Here is a 14,625-nt window from a genome sequence, read left to right as displayed (position 1 = left end):
AGTGTCAGATGATTGGTCAAACACTTTTCTTTATTTGGATTGCACTTGAAAATCCATTCAATTAAATCAAAGCATTACCATCTCTCCAATTACCTCGAGTATACTTTTTGAATTCTTCTTTAATTTCCAATTCTTCTCCATCAACATGATCAACAATTATAACCTGGGGTCTTATACCTGTTAGCTTTTTTATATCATCTACCTCATCAAAAATCGTTTTATACATGGCATTTACGGCGTCAATATCTCTTTGTTTTTTTGGTTCGTCGTCATCATTAACCATTGCTTTTGTTCCTTGCGGAAAGTAAACTTGACTTGGTTGATCGAAAAACAATAGTAATGGCATTGGTGACTTTTCATTTTGCTTAGTAAAGAATCTTAAAAAGCTTAAGAACAATACGATATGACAGGAAACCCAGTTTGCCCCACTCCCCATTTCACTCAAATAGATCTTCTCATGGCCATTAACGTGATACAGATCAAATGTGGACAAATCAAAATTCAAATTAATTGGTTTAAATTCTTCTTCGAAATCAAGTTTCTTTGCCAATCTATTCATCGTTGTCTCTATTTCCAACTTCGCATTTTTTTTCTTTTCTTCGATTTGAAAAGTTTTAATTTTGGCCTCAAGTAAACTTATGGTATTTTTTAATTTTGTTATCTCTTCATTGCTATCTTTAAATAACCCTTCATTAATAGTCTCTACATAAAACTGAATTTTCGCTTTAGCGAATCCAATTTTTTCTTGTAGTTTATCTAATGTATCTGATTTCAAATAAGATCGTTCAATATTTTTGATTTGACCATATACCTTTTTAATTTGAGAAATAATACTTGCCCTTTCGATCTCAATTTTCCGTACGTCCTCCAAAAAATTACTGTTATATAGTTTTGTAAATTCAATTTCTTTCTCAAGCCAATTTACAGATTCAAATATTTTATTATTAAAATGACTTAAAGATAGACATTCCCCTCCACAAAGGGGACAACTATATTCCTTTTTTAATGGTTGAGAAATATTTGTTTTTTCTTTTAAATCTTCAAGTGTTTCAATGTATTGATACCCCACACTATTTGTGTCTACCAATTCTTTTATTTTAATAGTTAGCTTAGTTTCCTTTTGTCGTAATATTTCAATATCTTTATTAAGTTTACTGTAACGCTCAACTATGTTTTGTGAAGTGTATTGTGAAATGTCCAGTTCAGGTAAATCTTCAGAAAGTTTTTTTAATTGTAAAATAGACTTATCATCTTCAAAATGCTTTCCAACAAGAGCATAATAATCTTCAAAAAGAGAACCTAATTCTGTTCTAATCTTCTTATCAATATTTTCATTTTGCCTTTCACTTTTTTGTAGCTTTTTCAACTCTTTATTTAAGTCAGCTAATTTAATCAAATCCGTGTAATATTCTTGACCTATGTATCCAGCAAAAATAGGAAATTGATCAATGGTATCCTGCCTTTTATAAAAGTCAGAAAACCTATAAAATAGAGCAAACTTACTTGCCATCAAATTCTGATGCTGGAACATATACGAAACCATATTTCTAAGAGATGCTTTTTTAGGCTTTTGACCTTCGTCAATTTCCAAATTGCTAACTTGTAAGCCTAATTCTTGTTCTAAACGATATTGTACATCTTTTACGGAGTGTTTCTGTTTATCTGAGAAATAACTGATCTGCAATTTTTCTATAAGAATTGAATTTTCAACAACAAAATACATTTTCCCACCGAGTTGCCAACGTTCTCTGCCAATAATAAGTGTTTTATTGTTAACAATGAATATTAAACAAAAAAGATCACCAAAATCTGTTATTCTTCCTTTTGGAATTGTACAACGAGAACTACAAAGACAATAATCAATTATTTCAACAAGTGCACTCTTTCCTGTTTTGGAATCACCGGTGATTATATTAACTCCTTCGGTTAAATCTACATTTCGCTTTTCTCCGTTTTGGTTGAATATTACAATTGAGCTAATATAACTTTTCAACTGCTCTTCACTCCTAAATAGTTATCAAGATGTTCAATAGAACTTTTTTTGAAAATCACCCCTAAGTAAAAGCCCGCCTTAAGAGTTTCCTTTACATTTTTATTTGAATAATTCGAAAAATTGTCTTTTTCTATTAATATAACAGAATTGTTTATTTTTATTTTATTTTCATTCACTAAAATAATAACTGATTCTTTAGTTAAAAATTTCAGTTCATTAAACCGATCTATGAATCCAGCTAAATTAGCTTTGCCAGATAACCTTAAATCTTCATGGCTTTCATAACTCTCTTTTTTCCCAAACAAAGAATCAATTTTACTTGTACTTCTCGCATCTACCAACCTGTCTCTTGAGTCTTTATTTAGAACTATAGGTAGAACATAAAACAAGAGTTTTATATCAACGGGCGCATTGTAGCCTTCTAGAAAACTCTGGATAATCTTACTCATCATATATGGATTCAAAGATAATCTTTTTATATGCTCAAAGCTCATTTTCATCACCTATATCCCATAAAAAACCTTTATTTTCAATAATGTCATGAATGATCCCTTTTTGAAAAAAAGGCTGATTAGGATTTATTGAACCAAATGGATCTGCATTCCATGACATCACTGCACTATATAATTTTTTAGATTCTTTTATTTGAAGATTACGGTCACTTTGTCCATGTTCAATAACATATCCTTCTCTTGTGTAATTTAATTTTTCGGTAAGGTTTGATTTATAAACTGTGATGTCTTTGTTAAAAACTAAATTATCTTGATAATACTTTGTTATAGTTATATTACATTTCCAAACATCGCTTATAGCTTTGGGTATTTCCTTATCATATTGAATTTTCCTAATTGCTTTAACAAATTCTTTATCTTGATTTTCCTTTTCAATCTCTAAAGGAAGGCTTAGTTGAATGTACTCAGTAGGAAGTGGAACAAAATGTTCTTGAACATATAAAGGGGTAGTGTCTTGAAGTAGCTTTACAAATGCTTTATATGTTATTTTCCATATGTGAGGTTTCTTTTTGACGTTAGAAACAACAATGCCAAGTAAGGTGGCAATAAAATGCTTTCTATTCTTTTGAGGAATATGTGGGATATATTTTTCAAATTCGATATCAATTTTTTCAATTTTTTCTTGCCTATTTATTATATCCATTCTGCTTAGAATGGACTTCAAGTTACCTTCGTTATAATCTTCTTGCAAAAAAATATCATTAAAAAGAGGGCGGAACGTAGCCTCTCTTATTTTAAGTTCACTACCAATGTTTTTGAGAATATTTAATTTTCGCTCTGTGCTCTCCTCATTCCAATTGTACAATGCAGAGTTAGGATCTATCTCCGCTGTTGTAAACAATATTAGCTTTTTATGATCTTTGATTCTGTTAAATTCTTTAAACCAGTTTCTAATTGTGTTCCAAAAGTCTACATTTCTATCAATTATAGGATTCTTTTTTAAGTGATGTTTAATTTCCATTTGAAATGAATTATTTTTTGATAATTTGGTTACATCTCCTGCGACTTCAAATAATATCGTCTCTCCTTCTTGCATTTTAAAACATTCTAATAGCCCGATATATTGTTGATATAAATCACCTAATTTAGAAAGAGTAGCATCGTTACTAGCCCTCTTCATAAAAACACCCCACTCACAAACATTTTCTTTATACATGAAATTACTTGATACATTTATTTAAATCGAACCCCTCTGTCTCTATTAAAATGCTAATAAGTATTTTCTAAACTTATCCATCAAACTACAACTTACTAATGATAAAAAAGGTACTTGAAATATTGACACGTGACCATATGAGACAATCGAACCTATAGTTTGAGAAGCATGGTCATTTATTAATTTGGTTAGAAGTTTCATATTTATTGAGAAACAATTAACATTTATCTCTTATCTTTAAAATTTCCATTATTTTAAAACCAGTAAACGATTTGTAATTAGGTATCCCCTCCTAAGAACTACAAATAAATAGACTTTTGAACTAAGTTATTATACATAATTCGCCAATAACTGTGCACTCCCTTCCAAACAGACGTTCTAAATAAGGGAATTATGTGTTTTTGTCGAAATTATTGAATTTATTTTTTTAGTAAACAAAAAAGAGCACCCCAAGGTACTCTTTTACTCCCTCCCCTAACTCCCTACTCCCCCGGCACATACTCAACCAACTCCGACAATTTACACTGAAACGTATCACATAACCTAACCAGCGTTTCCAGCTTAACAGTCTCCAAGTCGGTCTCCCGATACAGTTTGTTAATCGAATTACGGCTCAGGCCTGATTTCTCCATCAGTTCGGTGATGTCGTCGATCCGGTGTTTGGCCATCAGGATTCTTAAGTTGCTTCTCAACATGAGGCTTAACTCCCCTCCAGTTAATATATATGTATATAGTTATGCTCCACTTCTCATTATCCTTATAGAGTTATTTTTTAACTTTACAATATCACTTACAGAGTTATATAATAACCTTATAAGGTTAATGACAGGGAGGTGTCCGGTGTGTATAAATCTTTAGAGGCTTTAACCGATCCCTTAATTCGTATCCGTCTTGAAACGATGTACCGGGAATTGCTGGATACGGATGCTACTTATAAAATGCTGCTTCAAGAGAGTATTCAGTACTTCCACCAGCTTAGGAACGCCCTACCCGAGGAACAGCAGGATGCTGTTTTCCAGTATGAAGACTCACAACTCTCCCTTCAAGCCATAACCGAACGCTCCATCTATCTGCAAGGCTTCAAGGATGCGCTCTATCTCTCCAATGAGCTGCGTAGTTCCTCTACTGCTTAATTCTATCTTAACCGCACATTTTCCTGTTTCTAACTTGTACGTATAGAAAAGACGCATTCAGCAGAATGCGTCTTTCTCTACTACTATGGATGCCGAGGACGGGGGTCGAACCCGTACGAAGGTCACCCTTCGCAGGATTTTAAGTCCTGTGCGTCTGCCTGTTCCGCCACCCCGGCATGTTGTGTGCGCGTTATACGCGACAAGAGATATAATATCATGTATCCGGGGGATACGCAATTCCTTTTTCCAAATTTTCTTCTGCATAAGCAGCAAATAGCCCGCTCAGCCGAGACTGACACGGGCTTTACTGCTTGGGGCTGCTGTTCCTTACTTGCAGAACTGCGGTGCCCTGCTCCGGCTAGTGGCGGTCGCGCTCGCCGGTTCTGCTGCGCATGCCTGCAAGGCCCAGGAGACCTACAAGACCGAGCCAGCCCCAGTTGGAGCGGTTGTCGTTGTTGGTGGTGCCTGTGGTGGTTGTGCTCTGTGCCCGGTAGCGGCCCGTCCGGTTATCGTTGGACAGCGGGGAGACGGAGCTGTTGTCGCCGGTACGGATTTTGTCCTTCATGATGGATTCGGTCTTATGCATGGAATCTCTGGTCTCGTTCATCAGAGTATTGCCCCGATTGTCCATCGTCCGGTCGTCCATATCGCGCATATTCATGTTGCCCATCCGGCCATCAGTGGTTGTGCCGTTCATGCCCGGAGCGGTGGTGCTCATAACGCCAGGAGTCGTAGTAGTCATACCGCCCGGTGCTGCTGCGGAGATGTCACCTGCTCCGAGCAGACTCATGGACAGGACGGTACCGCAGGCAAGACTTGTGATCAGCTTGTTCAAAATGTTGTGCCCCCTTCATGGATGTGGTTAATCGCTGATAATTTCCCCATCCGGCACAGCATCTATGCAGAGAAGTTATTCCTTCACAATGTTCACGGTCTTACTGGACGCATTATACGTGACCTTGGCTCCAAGCGCTTCGGCAATCGCACGTACAGGCGCATAGGTTACCGCATCGTCCATAACACCGGTCGTCAGCTTCTTACCATTAAGCGTAATATTTACAGGGATATCCTTGTTCACCTCTGGCTCACCTCCGGTTATGCGGCTTAGTGCGGCTGCACTCTGCTGGGCGGTCGGCCGTCTGCCTGCCTTCAGATCCTGGATGCTAAGACCGAAGCTCATCTGCAGATGAGCGTAATCCTTGAAGGAGGTCCAGTCCCCGCCCCATTCGAACCCCAGCTTCTTCCCCTCCTGCGCCACCTCCTGCCAGTCTGCCACCTTATCGCCATCCCCGTCACGGTTCATATCCCAGGACACATTCCTGCCATCCGGCAGCAGCAGCGCGAAGTCTATTGCCAGTCCGTAATTATGGTAGCTGTCGCCTCCCCGGGCATTGGTTACAATGTCGCCCTTCTTAGTTCTCCCTTGAGCATATAGCTCATTCTGCTGCGCTATCGTGCGCATGCCCTGCGTAATGAGGATTGGCACCCCCCGGTTATAACTGCGTCTAATCAGCTCGTTCGCCCCGGCCAGTACAGCCGGATGCAGCTTCGTAAGCCTTGCGGCCGACTTCTGCTTGACCTGCTCCAAAGTAAGCATCTACTCACCCCCTGGTATAGTATATGCCCGCTTTGGCCGGGCGGCTTACGCCAATGACCGTTTTTTCGTCAAAAAGAAGCGGTACCGCACCTGATCTCCCCGGATGAACTGTGCACCAACAGGCCAGAATAAGAATGCAGACCTGTCGTCAGGTCATTCTAACGGAAAGGGGGATGAACATGGAGATTCACAGCGACAGCTACAGAATAGCCCCGCTAAGCGACCAAGAGGATGTGGTGGAGGTGATCCGCCAGGCCGAATCGGAGATTGCCCGGATGACCGGGAACCCGGAGGTCACGCTGATTGCCTATGAGAAGACGGACGGACACCGCAGCAAGTAAAAGCTGTCAGACAATATAAGCCTCCACAATGTCATCTACAAGCAGCCACTTCCATTCCTCTGCCCACTGCAGCTTGATTTCCCGCGAGTGGGTATGGATGGAGGTCACGAACCCGCTCAGCTTCACCTGCTCCAGAGGACCATACAGCACCAGAGTTACCCGTACATGACTACGCAGCGATAAGGCCAGCGTATGCTCAATCTCCTCAAGCTTCTCCTCATCCAGCACCGGCTTCAGGCTATGCCAGGTCTCCCGCTGCTCTCTCCCCATCCGTCCGATCTGCTCCGGAAGCACCCTTCCGCTGCACTCCGGCAGACGGTTCCCTTCAAGCTTCTTGCCCATAGCCGTTCCTCCTATTCTTCATACAGAACATATGTTTGTATTATATCTGCGCTTTAGCAGCTTAGGCAAGCAGAAATATTTAGGTATTCCTCCATAGCAAAAAGACGCCCACAGTTATGCTGTACAGCGTCTTCCTTTGAACCCTTTTGCTATAACAAGTCTTGTCTCTGCCTATTTCACTGACGAAGTCCCTGCGCTTCCGGTACCCTGTTCCTGCTTGGCATCTGTGCCTGCATCTGACACAGTTCCTGGTACGGATTGCTCCGGATCAATCAATCCGGCGGCTTCTCTGGCTTCATTCAGCTTGGAGATGCCGTAGAGCATTGCTACGTCCGCCTGCTGATTCATCGCATTGAATTCCTCAGCGGTTACATCGGGCGATACAGCGCTCTTCGAAGCTTTCTCCTTGATCTGATAGGCACTCTGGAAAGCGATCATCGAATCTCTGAGGAGCTTCTCGATCGTATCCGGCAGGCCGCGCGCAATTTTAATATCGTTCACATGATCTGCAAGCTCGGAGGCGGTATCCTGGAAGCTGTCTACAGCCTTCTGGAATTCTTTGTCTGTCGCTTGTCCGGTGGAATAAGAGGTAAATGTCGTGTTGAAGTTCTCTAGCGAGGATTTGCCCATTTCGTCGAATTTCGACATTTCATCGTAAAAGTTCTGTACCGTCTCCTGCACCGCTTCCGGGGAAGCCGGCTCGGCGCTGTTATTGCTGCAGGCACTGAGGATCATGACGGCCATTAGCAGTCCTGCAAGTAAAGCTTGTCTCATAGTTAATATCCCTCCACTTAACAGAATAATATCGATTTTTGTTAAGTGCAAATGAAATTAATGTAAAATTCGCGGTAATGAAACATCTGTCAGCGGTTAAGCGTATTCATAGGAAGAAACAGCGGTCCATAACCCGTTGATGACTGGCAATTCCTGTTATACTATAATGAATTTATCCCTTCAAGGAGAGGAAGATTTATCATGGCTTATTGCACAGTATGTGGTGCGGAATACAAGCAAGGTGCCAGATTCTGCGGGGAATGCGGGGCAGGCACAGAAGAAGCCGGTTCTCCGGCAGCAGCACGCCGTCCGGCGGCTGGCCATAGCTCCGGTCCCGAACAAGAATTATGGCAGGGCAAGCCTGCCGGCATCTCTGACCGTCTTAAGGGACTGATCGGGCTGAATACCACCAGGTATACGATTACGTCCCAGCGGATTATGGTGAAGAGCGGACTGATCGGCAAGGATGTCGAAGAAATTGAGCTGCTGCGGGTCAACGATTTCTCCGTCACCCAGTCGGTTATGCAGCGTATGCTGGGCATCGGGACGCTGATCATTTTGTCGGATGATGCTTCATCTCCGCAGCTCCCATTCTATAGAATCCGTAAGGTTCAGACTGTCAAGGATACGCTGCGTCAAGCCGTCCGCGACGAGAAAATCGCCAACAACATCAGCTACCGCGAGCATATCTGACGCTTCGTTACACTTTGTTATGGAAGGTAGAGGGCTCCTGCCGGAATTACGCCTTTGGCCTGGCTGGGGCTCTCCCACATCAGTACCGCCCGCGCATCCCCCTGGTTCTCATAGTACTCCACCTTCAGCTCATGCAGCTTCCCCGCAATCAGACTTACGGTGCCTTGCCGCTCCTGCCCGCTCTGCTTGATCCAGCTGTCAATAATCAGCTTCCCGTCGATCCATATCCGTATTCCGTCATCTGAATAGGAGTAGATCGTGTAGGTCTCACTGTAGGCAGCGCTTATCCGGCCGCTCCAGCGTACCGAGAACAGATCTGCGTGAACAGCCGGATCAGGCGCCGCCTGCCTCCAGGCGAAGTTAATATTGGCATCTGTCCGGGTGAGGGCAGGCGTGCCGCTAAGCGTAATATTGTTATAGTACTGTCCGTAGAGGCCCGGCTTGGGTAGCACCCCTCCTGAAGAAGCATACGCCGCTGCCTTGGCCGAGTAATCATCTCTGGAGAATACTGCACTATTTTTCATAAAAGCCTGAATCACTGCCTCCTTATTGCGCTCATACAGCATCTTGCCCCAGGTCATCTGGTAGCTCCATTTGTTCTGCGGGCCTGCCAGCACAGCTGGCGGAGGAAGCTCCCCGTTCTCGCCGATGGCGATCAGCTTGCCGCGCCCCAGGTCCCAGAGCGTATCGTGATGGATTGCCTTGTAATCCCCCTCGAAAATATCCGCCGCCAGCACATCCACCCTGCCGCTGCCCGGATAATACTTTGCCGGCTCCTCACTGTTCTTGTTCTTGGCATTCGGACTCCACACCCACAGCAGATTGTGCAGCTTATGGTAGACCGTGTACCGCTCGAACATGATCTCCCACAGAGTCACGAAGGAGGCTTTCTGACCCCACCAGAACCAGCCGCCGTTCATCTCGTGGTAGGGTCTCCAGAGTACGGGGACACCGGCGTCATTTAGCTTTTTCAGGAAAACAGCGACCTTATCGAGCTCTGCAATCATTGCCGTATACTCTGGCGTTCCCGGTGTGATGTATTTGCTGAAATTAGCTTCGCTGAGACTCATGGAGACATTCGTCCAGGCTGGAGCCGTGCCCGGCAGGTTGGCATGATAGGTCATCGCTACGATGCCCCCGGCCTTGTGCCACCGGATCGCACTGTCGGTTACGCCCTGCCGCTGACTGCTGATGAGCTTCTCCGTCTGGCCGCTGATCGGCCCCATCTCATAGCCGTGCAGCCCAGCATAGGTGCCCGCCGTATTCTTCAGCTTGTTGTTGATATCATCCGGGCTCTCCAGGTAATCATGCTGGCCGCTGATCATTCCCTGGCCCTGCAGCCAGTACAGCGTCTCCAGCAGCTTCCGTGCGGGCGCCCCCAGCTCCGCGTCAGCGGGAGCCATCTGTATTTTGCGAAAAGCCGCTTGCCACTGCACATCACCAATCAGCCGTGAGGCTGCATCCAGCAGGTCCCTGAGGTTGCGCTGTTCCACATTTTCCACCATCCTTTTCATTGTGTTTGTACATATTATGACGAATTATGGAACTTCAGCACGGCTGCTGCACAGAATTCGGGCTGTCACAATCCGTTATTCTTACGCTATACTATTCAAGGCACAGGCATTATACCCCATACCCATTTACAAAGGAGCAGATATGAAAGCCAAAAAGTCCATCATCAGTCTCATCATTATTGCCCTGCTCAGTCTGTCCGCCTACCTCCTGGAGGAGAACGGGCAATGGCTGCCGCAGACCCCTTCCGGCCACTCTTCGGAGGTCATGAAGCTGAAGTTCCCGTCAGACCGCTACCCGGAGACCGCAAGGCACATCCAGAAGGCCATCCGTAAGGGAGAGTCAGCCATCTGCACCATCGACCGCAAGAATGCGGAGGAGAACCGCAAAGCGTCTCTGAAGGGAGTTCCCACGAAGAAAGGCTATGACCGGGACGAATGGCCGATGGCCATGTGTGAGGAAGGCGGAGCCGGGGCCCATATTGAGTACATAACCCCCAGTGATAACCGCGGAGCGGGAAGCTGGGTCGGCAATCAGCTGGAGGCGTTCGCAGATGGTACGCGTGTAGAGTTTATTTTTAAATAAGCTGGCCTGTGGGGGATGTTATTCAATTTCACTGCGATAAAGCGTAGAATGAAATGGGATAATATAACTTAGATGGAGAGCCGCATGTGTTCTATATCTGTTACCGGGGCAAACGGCTGTACGGCCCTATGTCCGAAGCTGAAGCCCTGCAGGAATGGTTTGCGCTTGCCGGAACAATCAAGGAGCTCTATATCATTGAAACGGATGCAGCAACAGGCAGAATCAAACGCCAGATCGGGCCAACGGTCCGTGCTCATAAGAAAAAAAAGAAATAGCCCTATCCGGCACAGGCCGGACAGGGCTACACTGGCTATAGGCTGTTCTAGAACAAACAGGCTTTTGTGATGATAACCAGCAGAATGAACAGAACCAGAATTGCACCTGTCGAAGTCCAAGGGCTTACTACCGGAACGATTGGAGGTCCCTGATTCACTCCACCTACGTTATTTCCACAACCGCAACCATATTCTGCTCCCATGATTAATTCCTCCTCTTGAATATTGAATACAGCACAGAATATGTGGAATTCTGCTTCATTGCATGGGCCAATTGGCAAAGAAATACCATTCACCTAACGGACAGGCGTCCAGTGGTCGATATAGAGTATGAAGCCATAGCTTCACAACAAATGGAGGGAGGAATGCCGGATGGATATTGCTGCATTATCCGTAGTGATGAGTCAGTCATCCTTACAGCAGGCCGCAGGGCTGCAGGTCATGAGCCTTGCCAAGGAGCAGGCGCAGAGCGGTGCCCAGGATATGGTTCAGATGCTGAGTCAGGCCACGCACCCCACCTTGGGAAAAACACTTGATATTCGAGCGTAATTCCTTTATGCTTACATACACAGGAACACCCGTTCCATATTTCAGCCGATGAAGAGTCGCGTGCTGAACTGCTGCTTAGCCCTTACGGGCTTTTCTTTTGGCCAATAACACGAACACACGATCTTATATATGGGGTGATGGATTATGCAAGGCTATTATCAGATGACCGCATTGGAGAAATGGACAGAGGATTTATACCAGCGCATTGGTGTCCGCAAGCCGTCCGACATCTCCATTGATTACATATCGAAGCGGCTCAATATCTGGGTACACTATCTCGATGTCCGCAGCAAGGCGATTGAGGCTACGGCCGGAATGTACAGCATGTTCATCGACAACCGGCTCCCTCCCGAGCTGCAGCGGCTGGAATTCCTCCACGAGCTGTGTCATCTGCTGCGGCATGCCGGCAAGTCTACGCTTATGCCCGGAGAGTTCACTCAGGCACAGAGAGATGAATCCGACCGGTTCATCCTGTATGCCTCCATGCCGTACAGCATGATTTCTGCGAACACGCTGCCCGAGCTCCGTGAGGATGCCGTTACTGAGCTTGCTGTAGCGTTCCAGGTCCCCGTCCCTCTCGCGCTGCAGCGGATCGACCAGATCCAAAGACGTATTTTCCAGGGGCAATTAATGGCTGTTATGGAACGTAACGAGGACAGAAATATCATCCACAGACATATTCGCTAAGCGCTGCGGGGATAATACAGACCATAGCTCAGCACAACAATGCAGCTCCGAACAACAAGCAATGTCATGATGAGATTCTACTGTAAAGGGGATCAAGATCAACGTGGAAGCCCTGAAAGTCATTCAATTATTGCTGACTCATCCTGAATACAGCGTGGATGCCGTTCATCCTGAAATTCCGGATTTTGTGGGTATCGAGACGATTGAAGTGGACCACGTGACCCAGACCTTCTCCATCCTGCTCCAGGAGCCTAAGGAATACGGTTGAGCGATGGCCGCCTGAGCGGATCACACCAGAGGCCCATTACAGGATGACAATTACATAGAACAGCCCCGCTAACACGAACCGGTAGAGCGCGCGAACCACTCCAGGCGAAGCCGCTTGATCAGCTTGATGAATGTGACGACTGGTTCCCAGCAGCAAGGGGCATCCATAAATGTGCAACTTTATACAAAGGATGTACGTAAATGGATAAAGGAGCTGGTAAAATGGTTATTATTTTCGCTGTTCTCTTCGTATTGATTGCAGTCCTGAATATCTTCTTCCCGGCCATGGGCTGGCATATGCGTTACGGCTGGATGGTAAAAGGCGATTCCGGCCCCAGCGAGGCCTACCTCATAATGAGCAGAATCACCAGTGTGATCGTCCTTATTCTCTTTTTCTTGTTCTTTTTGCCTTCTATGTTTGGTTAGGGGAACAACAAAACAGGAGCTGCTGGCGCTTCCCTGCCAACAACTCCTGTTCTTATTTTCTTTTAAAGCTTTTCGCCCAGCTTAAAGCCATTTCTTGAAAGCTAACTTCTTTGCGCCAAGTTTTGCCTGTGGTCTCCCATTCCTTAACCGCTTGCAAATACGGTGTGTAAAATCTCCAATCGCTTATATCCCAAGAACAATAAATCTTCCGATAGGATTTCCCACAAGGAATATCTAGGGTGTATCTTCGCACAGCCTTGCTTGCTTGTCGTTTGATCCAGGGATTTGCCTGATCTTTACTTACGGGTGTTTTCTTAAAGCTTCTACTCAACTCCGCTCTAACCTCCTTCAGGGAAGCTAGAGACCGTCCAGTAATTTCATTGTTTCACTCCTTGATCAAGTCATACACAGATTTTATTTCATCTCCTTTAATTTTCACAAGGTAAGGCTTACGCAACAAATTATATTTGTAATCTATAAAATACGACTCCTTTTCCTTCAAAAAAGGCCAGACGATTGACGGCACTTTAATATTTTCAAGCCTTCCGTCTTTGAATCTTACTTCAATGTGTAAACGATTATTATTTTCCACTTTCTTTTCTATTCTTCCATAAGCAAACGTACTTGCACTTACAAAGAAATAATAAAAAGTACATATCATCAGAATAATCACCGTTGAATTAAGAATTTTACTCTGGTTCATAATTCCTCCTTATAATGTATACGAAAGGTAAAATAATGAAAAACACTACTAAATGGTTTGTTTACATATATTGGTTCGGGGCTATTGCTATTAATATCCGGTTGTTAATACGATCAATTTCAAACAATGAGCCTGTATTCTCTAATGTAGTAGGTGTAATTTTATTGGTAATTGCTATTATTAGCTTACATTTCAGTGAGAGAGCTAAAGAACAAGAGAATTGTTAACATGGAATACAGCAAGCCAATACATATTAAAAACCCCCTTGCTAGGCAAGGGGGTTAAGTGAAGTGGGCCCTACAGGACTCGAACCTGTGACCAATCGGTTATGAGCCGACCGCTCTAACCAACTGAGCTAAGGGCCCGGACTAGGATATCCGTATTAGACGAGTGCTGTCCGGTGTAATAAGGTAATTGCGGGGGCAGGATTTGAACCTGCGGCCTTCGGGTTATGAGCCCGACGAGCTACCGGGCTGCTCCACCCCGCGTCAGTTAAGAATTATTTAAACAGCGACAATAGATAATATACAATATAGCCATGGATAAAGTCAAGGATGATTTTGGATTTTCTGTCTAAGGCAGAAAACGCACACCATAACGGCCCTTGCGCGAACGGTATATTTCCACAAAACTCGGATCATGATACCCATAGATCCATCCGTCCTGCTCCAGTCTTTTGGCAAGGCAGCCCGCTTGAAATCTGGTCCTGAATAACTTGGCAAAATAGATCCAATTCATGATACCCTCTTCTCCTTCATCGCAATAATATATGTCCCGGTGCTATTTATCATGCCCAGTTTTGCAAGAAAATTAGAGGAATGCTCTGCGGAGTGGATGGCAATTTCTGCCCGTATGCTTAGGTGACTGGTTGAAGCATAACGCTGGTATGAAGCAGATTACTGGGATATGGAGTATAACAAATGAGTTAAGAACAGGAAGAGAGTGCGCAGCTAATTAGGGGCTGTGGAGATTGGAGATACTGAGCAGTTAAGGGAAACAGTTGGATTTTGTACACTTGCTTGGGCGAAAGTCGCCTCTTCAAAGGAAATAAGTGGATTTAGGTCATCTATTTCATGCGGT

General features: G+C 44.4%; 22 protein-coding genes and 3 tRNA genes. 9 read left to right on the top strand and 16 right to left on the bottom strand.

The window, feature by feature from the left end; all coding sequences use genetic code 11:
• Positions 1 to 61: 61 nt before the first annotated feature.
• The 4 genes from MKX63_RS13415 to MKX63_RS13400 form a co-directional block, all read right to left on the bottom strand.
• On the bottom strand, positions 62 to 1,993 hold the full coding sequence (locus MKX63_RS13415) for a DUF3732 domain-containing protein (protein ID WP_341017638.1): 1,932 nt from the start codon (positions 1,991 to 1,993) through the stop codon (positions 62 to 64).
• Complete coding sequence (locus tag MKX63_RS13410) at positions 1,990 to 2,493, bottom strand: three component ABC system middle component (RefSeq protein WP_341017637.1); 504 nt, start codon at positions 2,491 to 2,493, stop codon at positions 1,990 to 1,992. The genes MKX63_RS13415 and MKX63_RS13410 overlap by 4 nt, the downstream gene beginning before the upstream one ends.
• Positions 2,477 to 3,661 carry a hypothetical protein gene (locus MKX63_RS13405; protein ID WP_341017635.1) on the bottom strand — a complete coding sequence of 395 codons (1,185 nt, stop codon included), beginning with the start codon at positions 3,659 to 3,661 and terminating at the stop codon, positions 2,477 to 2,479. The genes MKX63_RS13410 and MKX63_RS13405 overlap by 17 nt, the downstream gene beginning before the upstream one ends.
• Positions 3,662 to 4,143: 482 nt before the next feature.
• The gene (locus MKX63_RS13400; RefSeq protein WP_076154267.1) at positions 4,144 to 4,356 is read right to left on the bottom strand and encodes a helix-turn-helix domain-containing protein; all 213 of its coding nucleotides are present in this window, start codon (positions 4,354 to 4,356) and stop codon (positions 4,144 to 4,146) included.
• A 147-nt stretch (positions 4,357 to 4,503) separates the two neighbouring features.
• Here MKX63_RS13400 and MKX63_RS13395 point away from each other — a divergent pair, with 147 nt between their 5' ends.
• Complete coding sequence (locus MKX63_RS13395; protein ID WP_341017634.1) at positions 4,504 to 4,794, top strand: DUF6809 family protein; 291 nt, start codon at positions 4,504 to 4,506, stop codon at positions 4,792 to 4,794.
• Positions 4,795 to 4,884: 90 nt separating this feature from the next.
• Here the strand turns inward: MKX63_RS13395 and MKX63_RS13390 are convergent.
• The 3 genes from MKX63_RS13390 to MKX63_RS13380 form a co-directional block, all read right to left on the bottom strand.
• A tRNA-Leu gene (locus MKX63_RS13390) sits at positions 4,885 to 4,970 on the bottom strand.
• A 182-nt stretch (positions 4,971 to 5,152) separates the two neighbouring features.
• Positions 5,153 to 5,629, bottom strand: a complete 477-nt coding sequence (locus MKX63_RS13385) for a WGxxGxxG family protein (protein WP_341017633.1) — start codon at positions 5,627 to 5,629, stop codon at positions 5,153 to 5,155.
• 75 nt (positions 5,630 to 5,704) lie between these two features.
• Complete coding sequence (locus MKX63_RS13380) at positions 5,705 to 6,391, bottom strand: M15 family metallopeptidase (protein WP_341017632.1); 687 nt, start codon at positions 6,389 to 6,391, stop codon at positions 5,705 to 5,707.
• Positions 6,392 to 6,570: 179 nt separating this feature from the next.
• On the opposite strand from MKX63_RS13380, the gene MKX63_RS13375 reads away from it, so the two are divergent.
• Entirely contained in the window at positions 6,571 to 6,732 is a 162-nt protein-coding gene (locus MKX63_RS13375; RefSeq protein WP_200869526.1) for a hypothetical protein, read from the top strand.
• A gap of 6 nt (positions 6,733 to 6,738) precedes the next feature.
• On the opposite strand, the gene MKX63_RS13370 is transcribed toward MKX63_RS13375, so the two are convergent.
• Positions 6,739 to 7,074 carry a YolD-like family protein gene (locus tag MKX63_RS13370; RefSeq protein WP_341017631.1) on the bottom strand — a complete coding sequence of 112 codons (336 nt, stop codon included), beginning with the start codon at positions 7,072 to 7,074 and terminating at the stop codon, positions 6,739 to 6,741.
• 171 nt (positions 7,075 to 7,245) lie between these two features.
• Positions 7,246 to 7,848, bottom strand: a complete 603-nt coding sequence (locus tag MKX63_RS13365) for a hypothetical protein (protein WP_341017629.1) — start codon at positions 7,846 to 7,848, stop codon at positions 7,246 to 7,248.
• Positions 7,849 to 8,049: 201 nt separating this feature from the next.
• On the opposite strand from MKX63_RS13365, the gene MKX63_RS13360 reads away from it, so the two are divergent.
• Positions 8,050 to 8,541 carry a PH domain-containing protein gene (locus tag MKX63_RS13360; protein ID WP_341017628.1) on the top strand — a complete coding sequence of 164 codons (492 nt, stop codon included), beginning with the start codon at positions 8,050 to 8,052 and terminating at the stop codon, positions 8,539 to 8,541.
• Positions 8,542 to 8,558: 17 nt separating this feature from the next.
• On the opposite strand, the gene MKX63_RS13355 is transcribed toward MKX63_RS13360, so the two are convergent.
• Positions 8,559 to 10,034, bottom strand: coding sequence for a glycosyl hydrolase (locus MKX63_RS13355; RefSeq protein WP_341017627.1), 1,476 nt, complete (start codon positions 10,032 to 10,034; stop codon positions 8,559 to 8,561).
• A 163-nt stretch (positions 10,035 to 10,197) separates the two neighbouring features.
• Here MKX63_RS13355 and MKX63_RS13350 point away from each other — a divergent pair, with 163 nt between their 5' ends.
• The gene (locus MKX63_RS13350; RefSeq protein WP_341017626.1) at positions 10,198 to 10,638 is read left to right on the top strand and encodes a NucA/NucB deoxyribonuclease domain-containing protein; all 441 of its coding nucleotides are present in this window, start codon (positions 10,198 to 10,200) and stop codon (positions 10,636 to 10,638) included.
• A gap of 86 nt (positions 10,639 to 10,724) precedes the next feature.
• Positions 10,725 to 10,913, top strand: coding sequence for a hypothetical protein (locus tag MKX63_RS13345; RefSeq protein WP_340752379.1), 189 nt, complete (start codon positions 10,725 to 10,727; stop codon positions 10,911 to 10,913).
• 47 nt (positions 10,914 to 10,960) lie between these two features.
• Here the strand turns inward: MKX63_RS13345 and MKX63_RS32555 are convergent, their stop codons facing one another.
• Entirely contained in the window at positions 10,961 to 11,116 is a 156-nt protein-coding gene (locus MKX63_RS32555) for a hypothetical protein (RefSeq protein WP_155991357.1), read from the bottom strand.
• 169 nt (positions 11,117 to 11,285) lie between these two features.
• Here MKX63_RS32555 and MKX63_RS13340 point away from each other — a divergent pair, with 169 nt between their 5' ends.
• The 4 genes from MKX63_RS13340 to MKX63_RS13325 all read left to right on the top strand — a co-directional run bounded on the left by MKX63_RS13340 (position 11,286) and on the right by MKX63_RS13325 (position 12,842).
• Entirely contained in the window at positions 11,286 to 11,462 is a 177-nt protein-coding gene (locus tag MKX63_RS13340; protein WP_341017625.1) for a YjfB family protein, read from the top strand.
• Positions 11,463 to 11,606: 144 nt separating this feature from the next.
• Entirely contained in the window at positions 11,607 to 12,149 is a 543-nt protein-coding gene (locus MKX63_RS13335) for an ImmA/IrrE family metallo-endopeptidase (protein WP_341017624.1), read from the top strand.
• A 103-nt stretch (positions 12,150 to 12,252) separates the two neighbouring features.
• Entirely contained in the window at positions 12,253 to 12,417 is a 165-nt protein-coding gene (locus MKX63_RS13330; protein ID WP_155991360.1) for a hypothetical protein, read from the top strand.
• A 200-nt stretch (positions 12,418 to 12,617) separates the two neighbouring features.
• Complete coding sequence (locus MKX63_RS13325) at positions 12,618 to 12,842, top strand: DUF6199 family natural product biosynthesis protein (RefSeq protein WP_341017622.1); 225 nt, start codon at positions 12,618 to 12,620, stop codon at positions 12,840 to 12,842.
• 52 nt (positions 12,843 to 12,894) lie between these two features.
• On the opposite strand, the gene MKX63_RS13320 is transcribed toward MKX63_RS13325, so the two are convergent.
• The 5 genes from MKX63_RS13320 to MKX63_RS13300 all read right to left on the bottom strand — a co-directional run bounded on the left by MKX63_RS13320 (position 12,895) and on the right by MKX63_RS13300 (position 14,283).
• Positions 12,895 to 13,173 (bottom strand): hypothetical protein, encoded by a 279-nt coding sequence (locus tag MKX63_RS13320; RefSeq protein WP_341017621.1) that lies wholly within the window; start codon positions 13,171 to 13,173, stop codon positions 12,895 to 12,897.
• Positions 13,174 to 13,227: 54 nt separating this feature from the next.
• Complete coding sequence (locus MKX63_RS13315; RefSeq protein WP_341017619.1) at positions 13,228 to 13,545, bottom strand: hypothetical protein; 318 nt, start codon at positions 13,543 to 13,545, stop codon at positions 13,228 to 13,230.
• A gap of 291 nt (positions 13,546 to 13,836) precedes the next feature.
• A tRNA-Ile gene (locus MKX63_RS13310) sits at positions 13,837 to 13,910 on the bottom strand.
• 49 nt (positions 13,911 to 13,959) lie between these two features.
• Positions 13,960 to 14,033: transfer RNA gene (locus tag MKX63_RS13305), tRNA-Met, on the bottom strand.
• Between the two features lie 85 nt (positions 14,034 to 14,118).
• Complete coding sequence (locus MKX63_RS13300; protein WP_167347621.1) at positions 14,119 to 14,283, bottom strand: hypothetical protein; 165 nt, start codon at positions 14,281 to 14,283, stop codon at positions 14,119 to 14,121.
• Positions 14,284 to 14,625: the final 342 nt, after the last annotated feature.

The sequence above is a fragment of the Paenibacillus sp. FSL R7-0179 genome (assembly GCF_038002265.1).
In the GTDB taxonomy this organism is placed as follows: Bacteria; Bacillota; Bacilli; order Paenibacillales; family Paenibacillaceae; genus Paenibacillus_AQ.
This window is presented reverse-complemented; position numbering and strand designations above follow the sequence as displayed.

Coding starts and splice junctions, on each gene's coding strand:
- MKX63_RS13410 (WP_341017637.1), bottom strand. CDS start 2,493: ATGAAAATGAGCTTTGAGCATATAAAAAGATTATCTTTGAATCCATAT.
- MKX63_RS13405 (WP_341017635.1), bottom strand. CDS start 3,661: ATGTATAAAGAAAATGTTTGTGAGTGGGGTGTTTTTATGAAGAGGGCT.
- MKX63_RS13400 (WP_076154267.1), bottom strand. CDS start 4,356: ATGTTGAGAAGCAACTTAAGAATCCTGATGGCCAAACACCGGATCGAC.
- MKX63_RS13380 (WP_341017632.1), bottom strand. CDS start 6,391: ATGCTTACTTTGGAGCAGGTCAAGCAGAAGTCGGCCGCAAGGCTTACG.
- MKX63_RS13375 (WP_200869526.1), top strand. CDS start 6,571: ATGGAGATTCACAGCGACAGCTACAGAATAGCCCCGCTAAGCGACCAA.
- MKX63_RS13370 (WP_341017631.1), bottom strand. CDS start 7,074: ATGGGCAAGAAGCTTGAAGGGAACCGTCTGCCGGAGTGCAGCGGAAGG.
- MKX63_RS13365 (WP_341017629.1), bottom strand. CDS start 7,848: ATGAGACAAGCTTTACTTGCAGGACTGCTAATGGCCGTCATGATCCTC.
- MKX63_RS13360 (WP_341017628.1), top strand. CDS start 8,050: ATGGCTTATTGCACAGTATGTGGTGCGGAATACAAGCAAGGTGCCAGA.
- MKX63_RS13350 (WP_341017626.1), top strand. CDS start 10,198: ATGAAAGCCAAAAAGTCCATCATCAGTCTCATCATTATTGCCCTGCTC.
- MKX63_RS32555 (WP_155991357.1), bottom strand. CDS start 11,116: ATGGGAGCAGAATATGGTTGCGGTTGTGGAAATAACGTAGGTGGAGTG.
- MKX63_RS13340 (WP_341017625.1), top strand. CDS start 11,286: ATGGATATTGCTGCATTATCCGTAGTGATGAGTCAGTCATCCTTACAG.
- MKX63_RS13335 (WP_341017624.1), top strand. CDS start 11,607: ATGCAAGGCTATTATCAGATGACCGCATTGGAGAAATGGACAGAGGAT.
- MKX63_RS13325 (WP_341017622.1), top strand. CDS start 12,618: ATGGATAAAGGAGCTGGTAAAATGGTTATTATTTTCGCTGTTCTCTTC.
- MKX63_RS13315 (WP_341017619.1), bottom strand. CDS start 13,545: ATGAACCAGAGTAAAATTCTTAATTCAACGGTGATTATTCTGATGATA.
- MKX63_RS13300 (WP_167347621.1), bottom strand. CDS start 14,283: ATGAATTGGATCTATTTTGCCAAGTTATTCAGGACCAGATTTCAAGCG.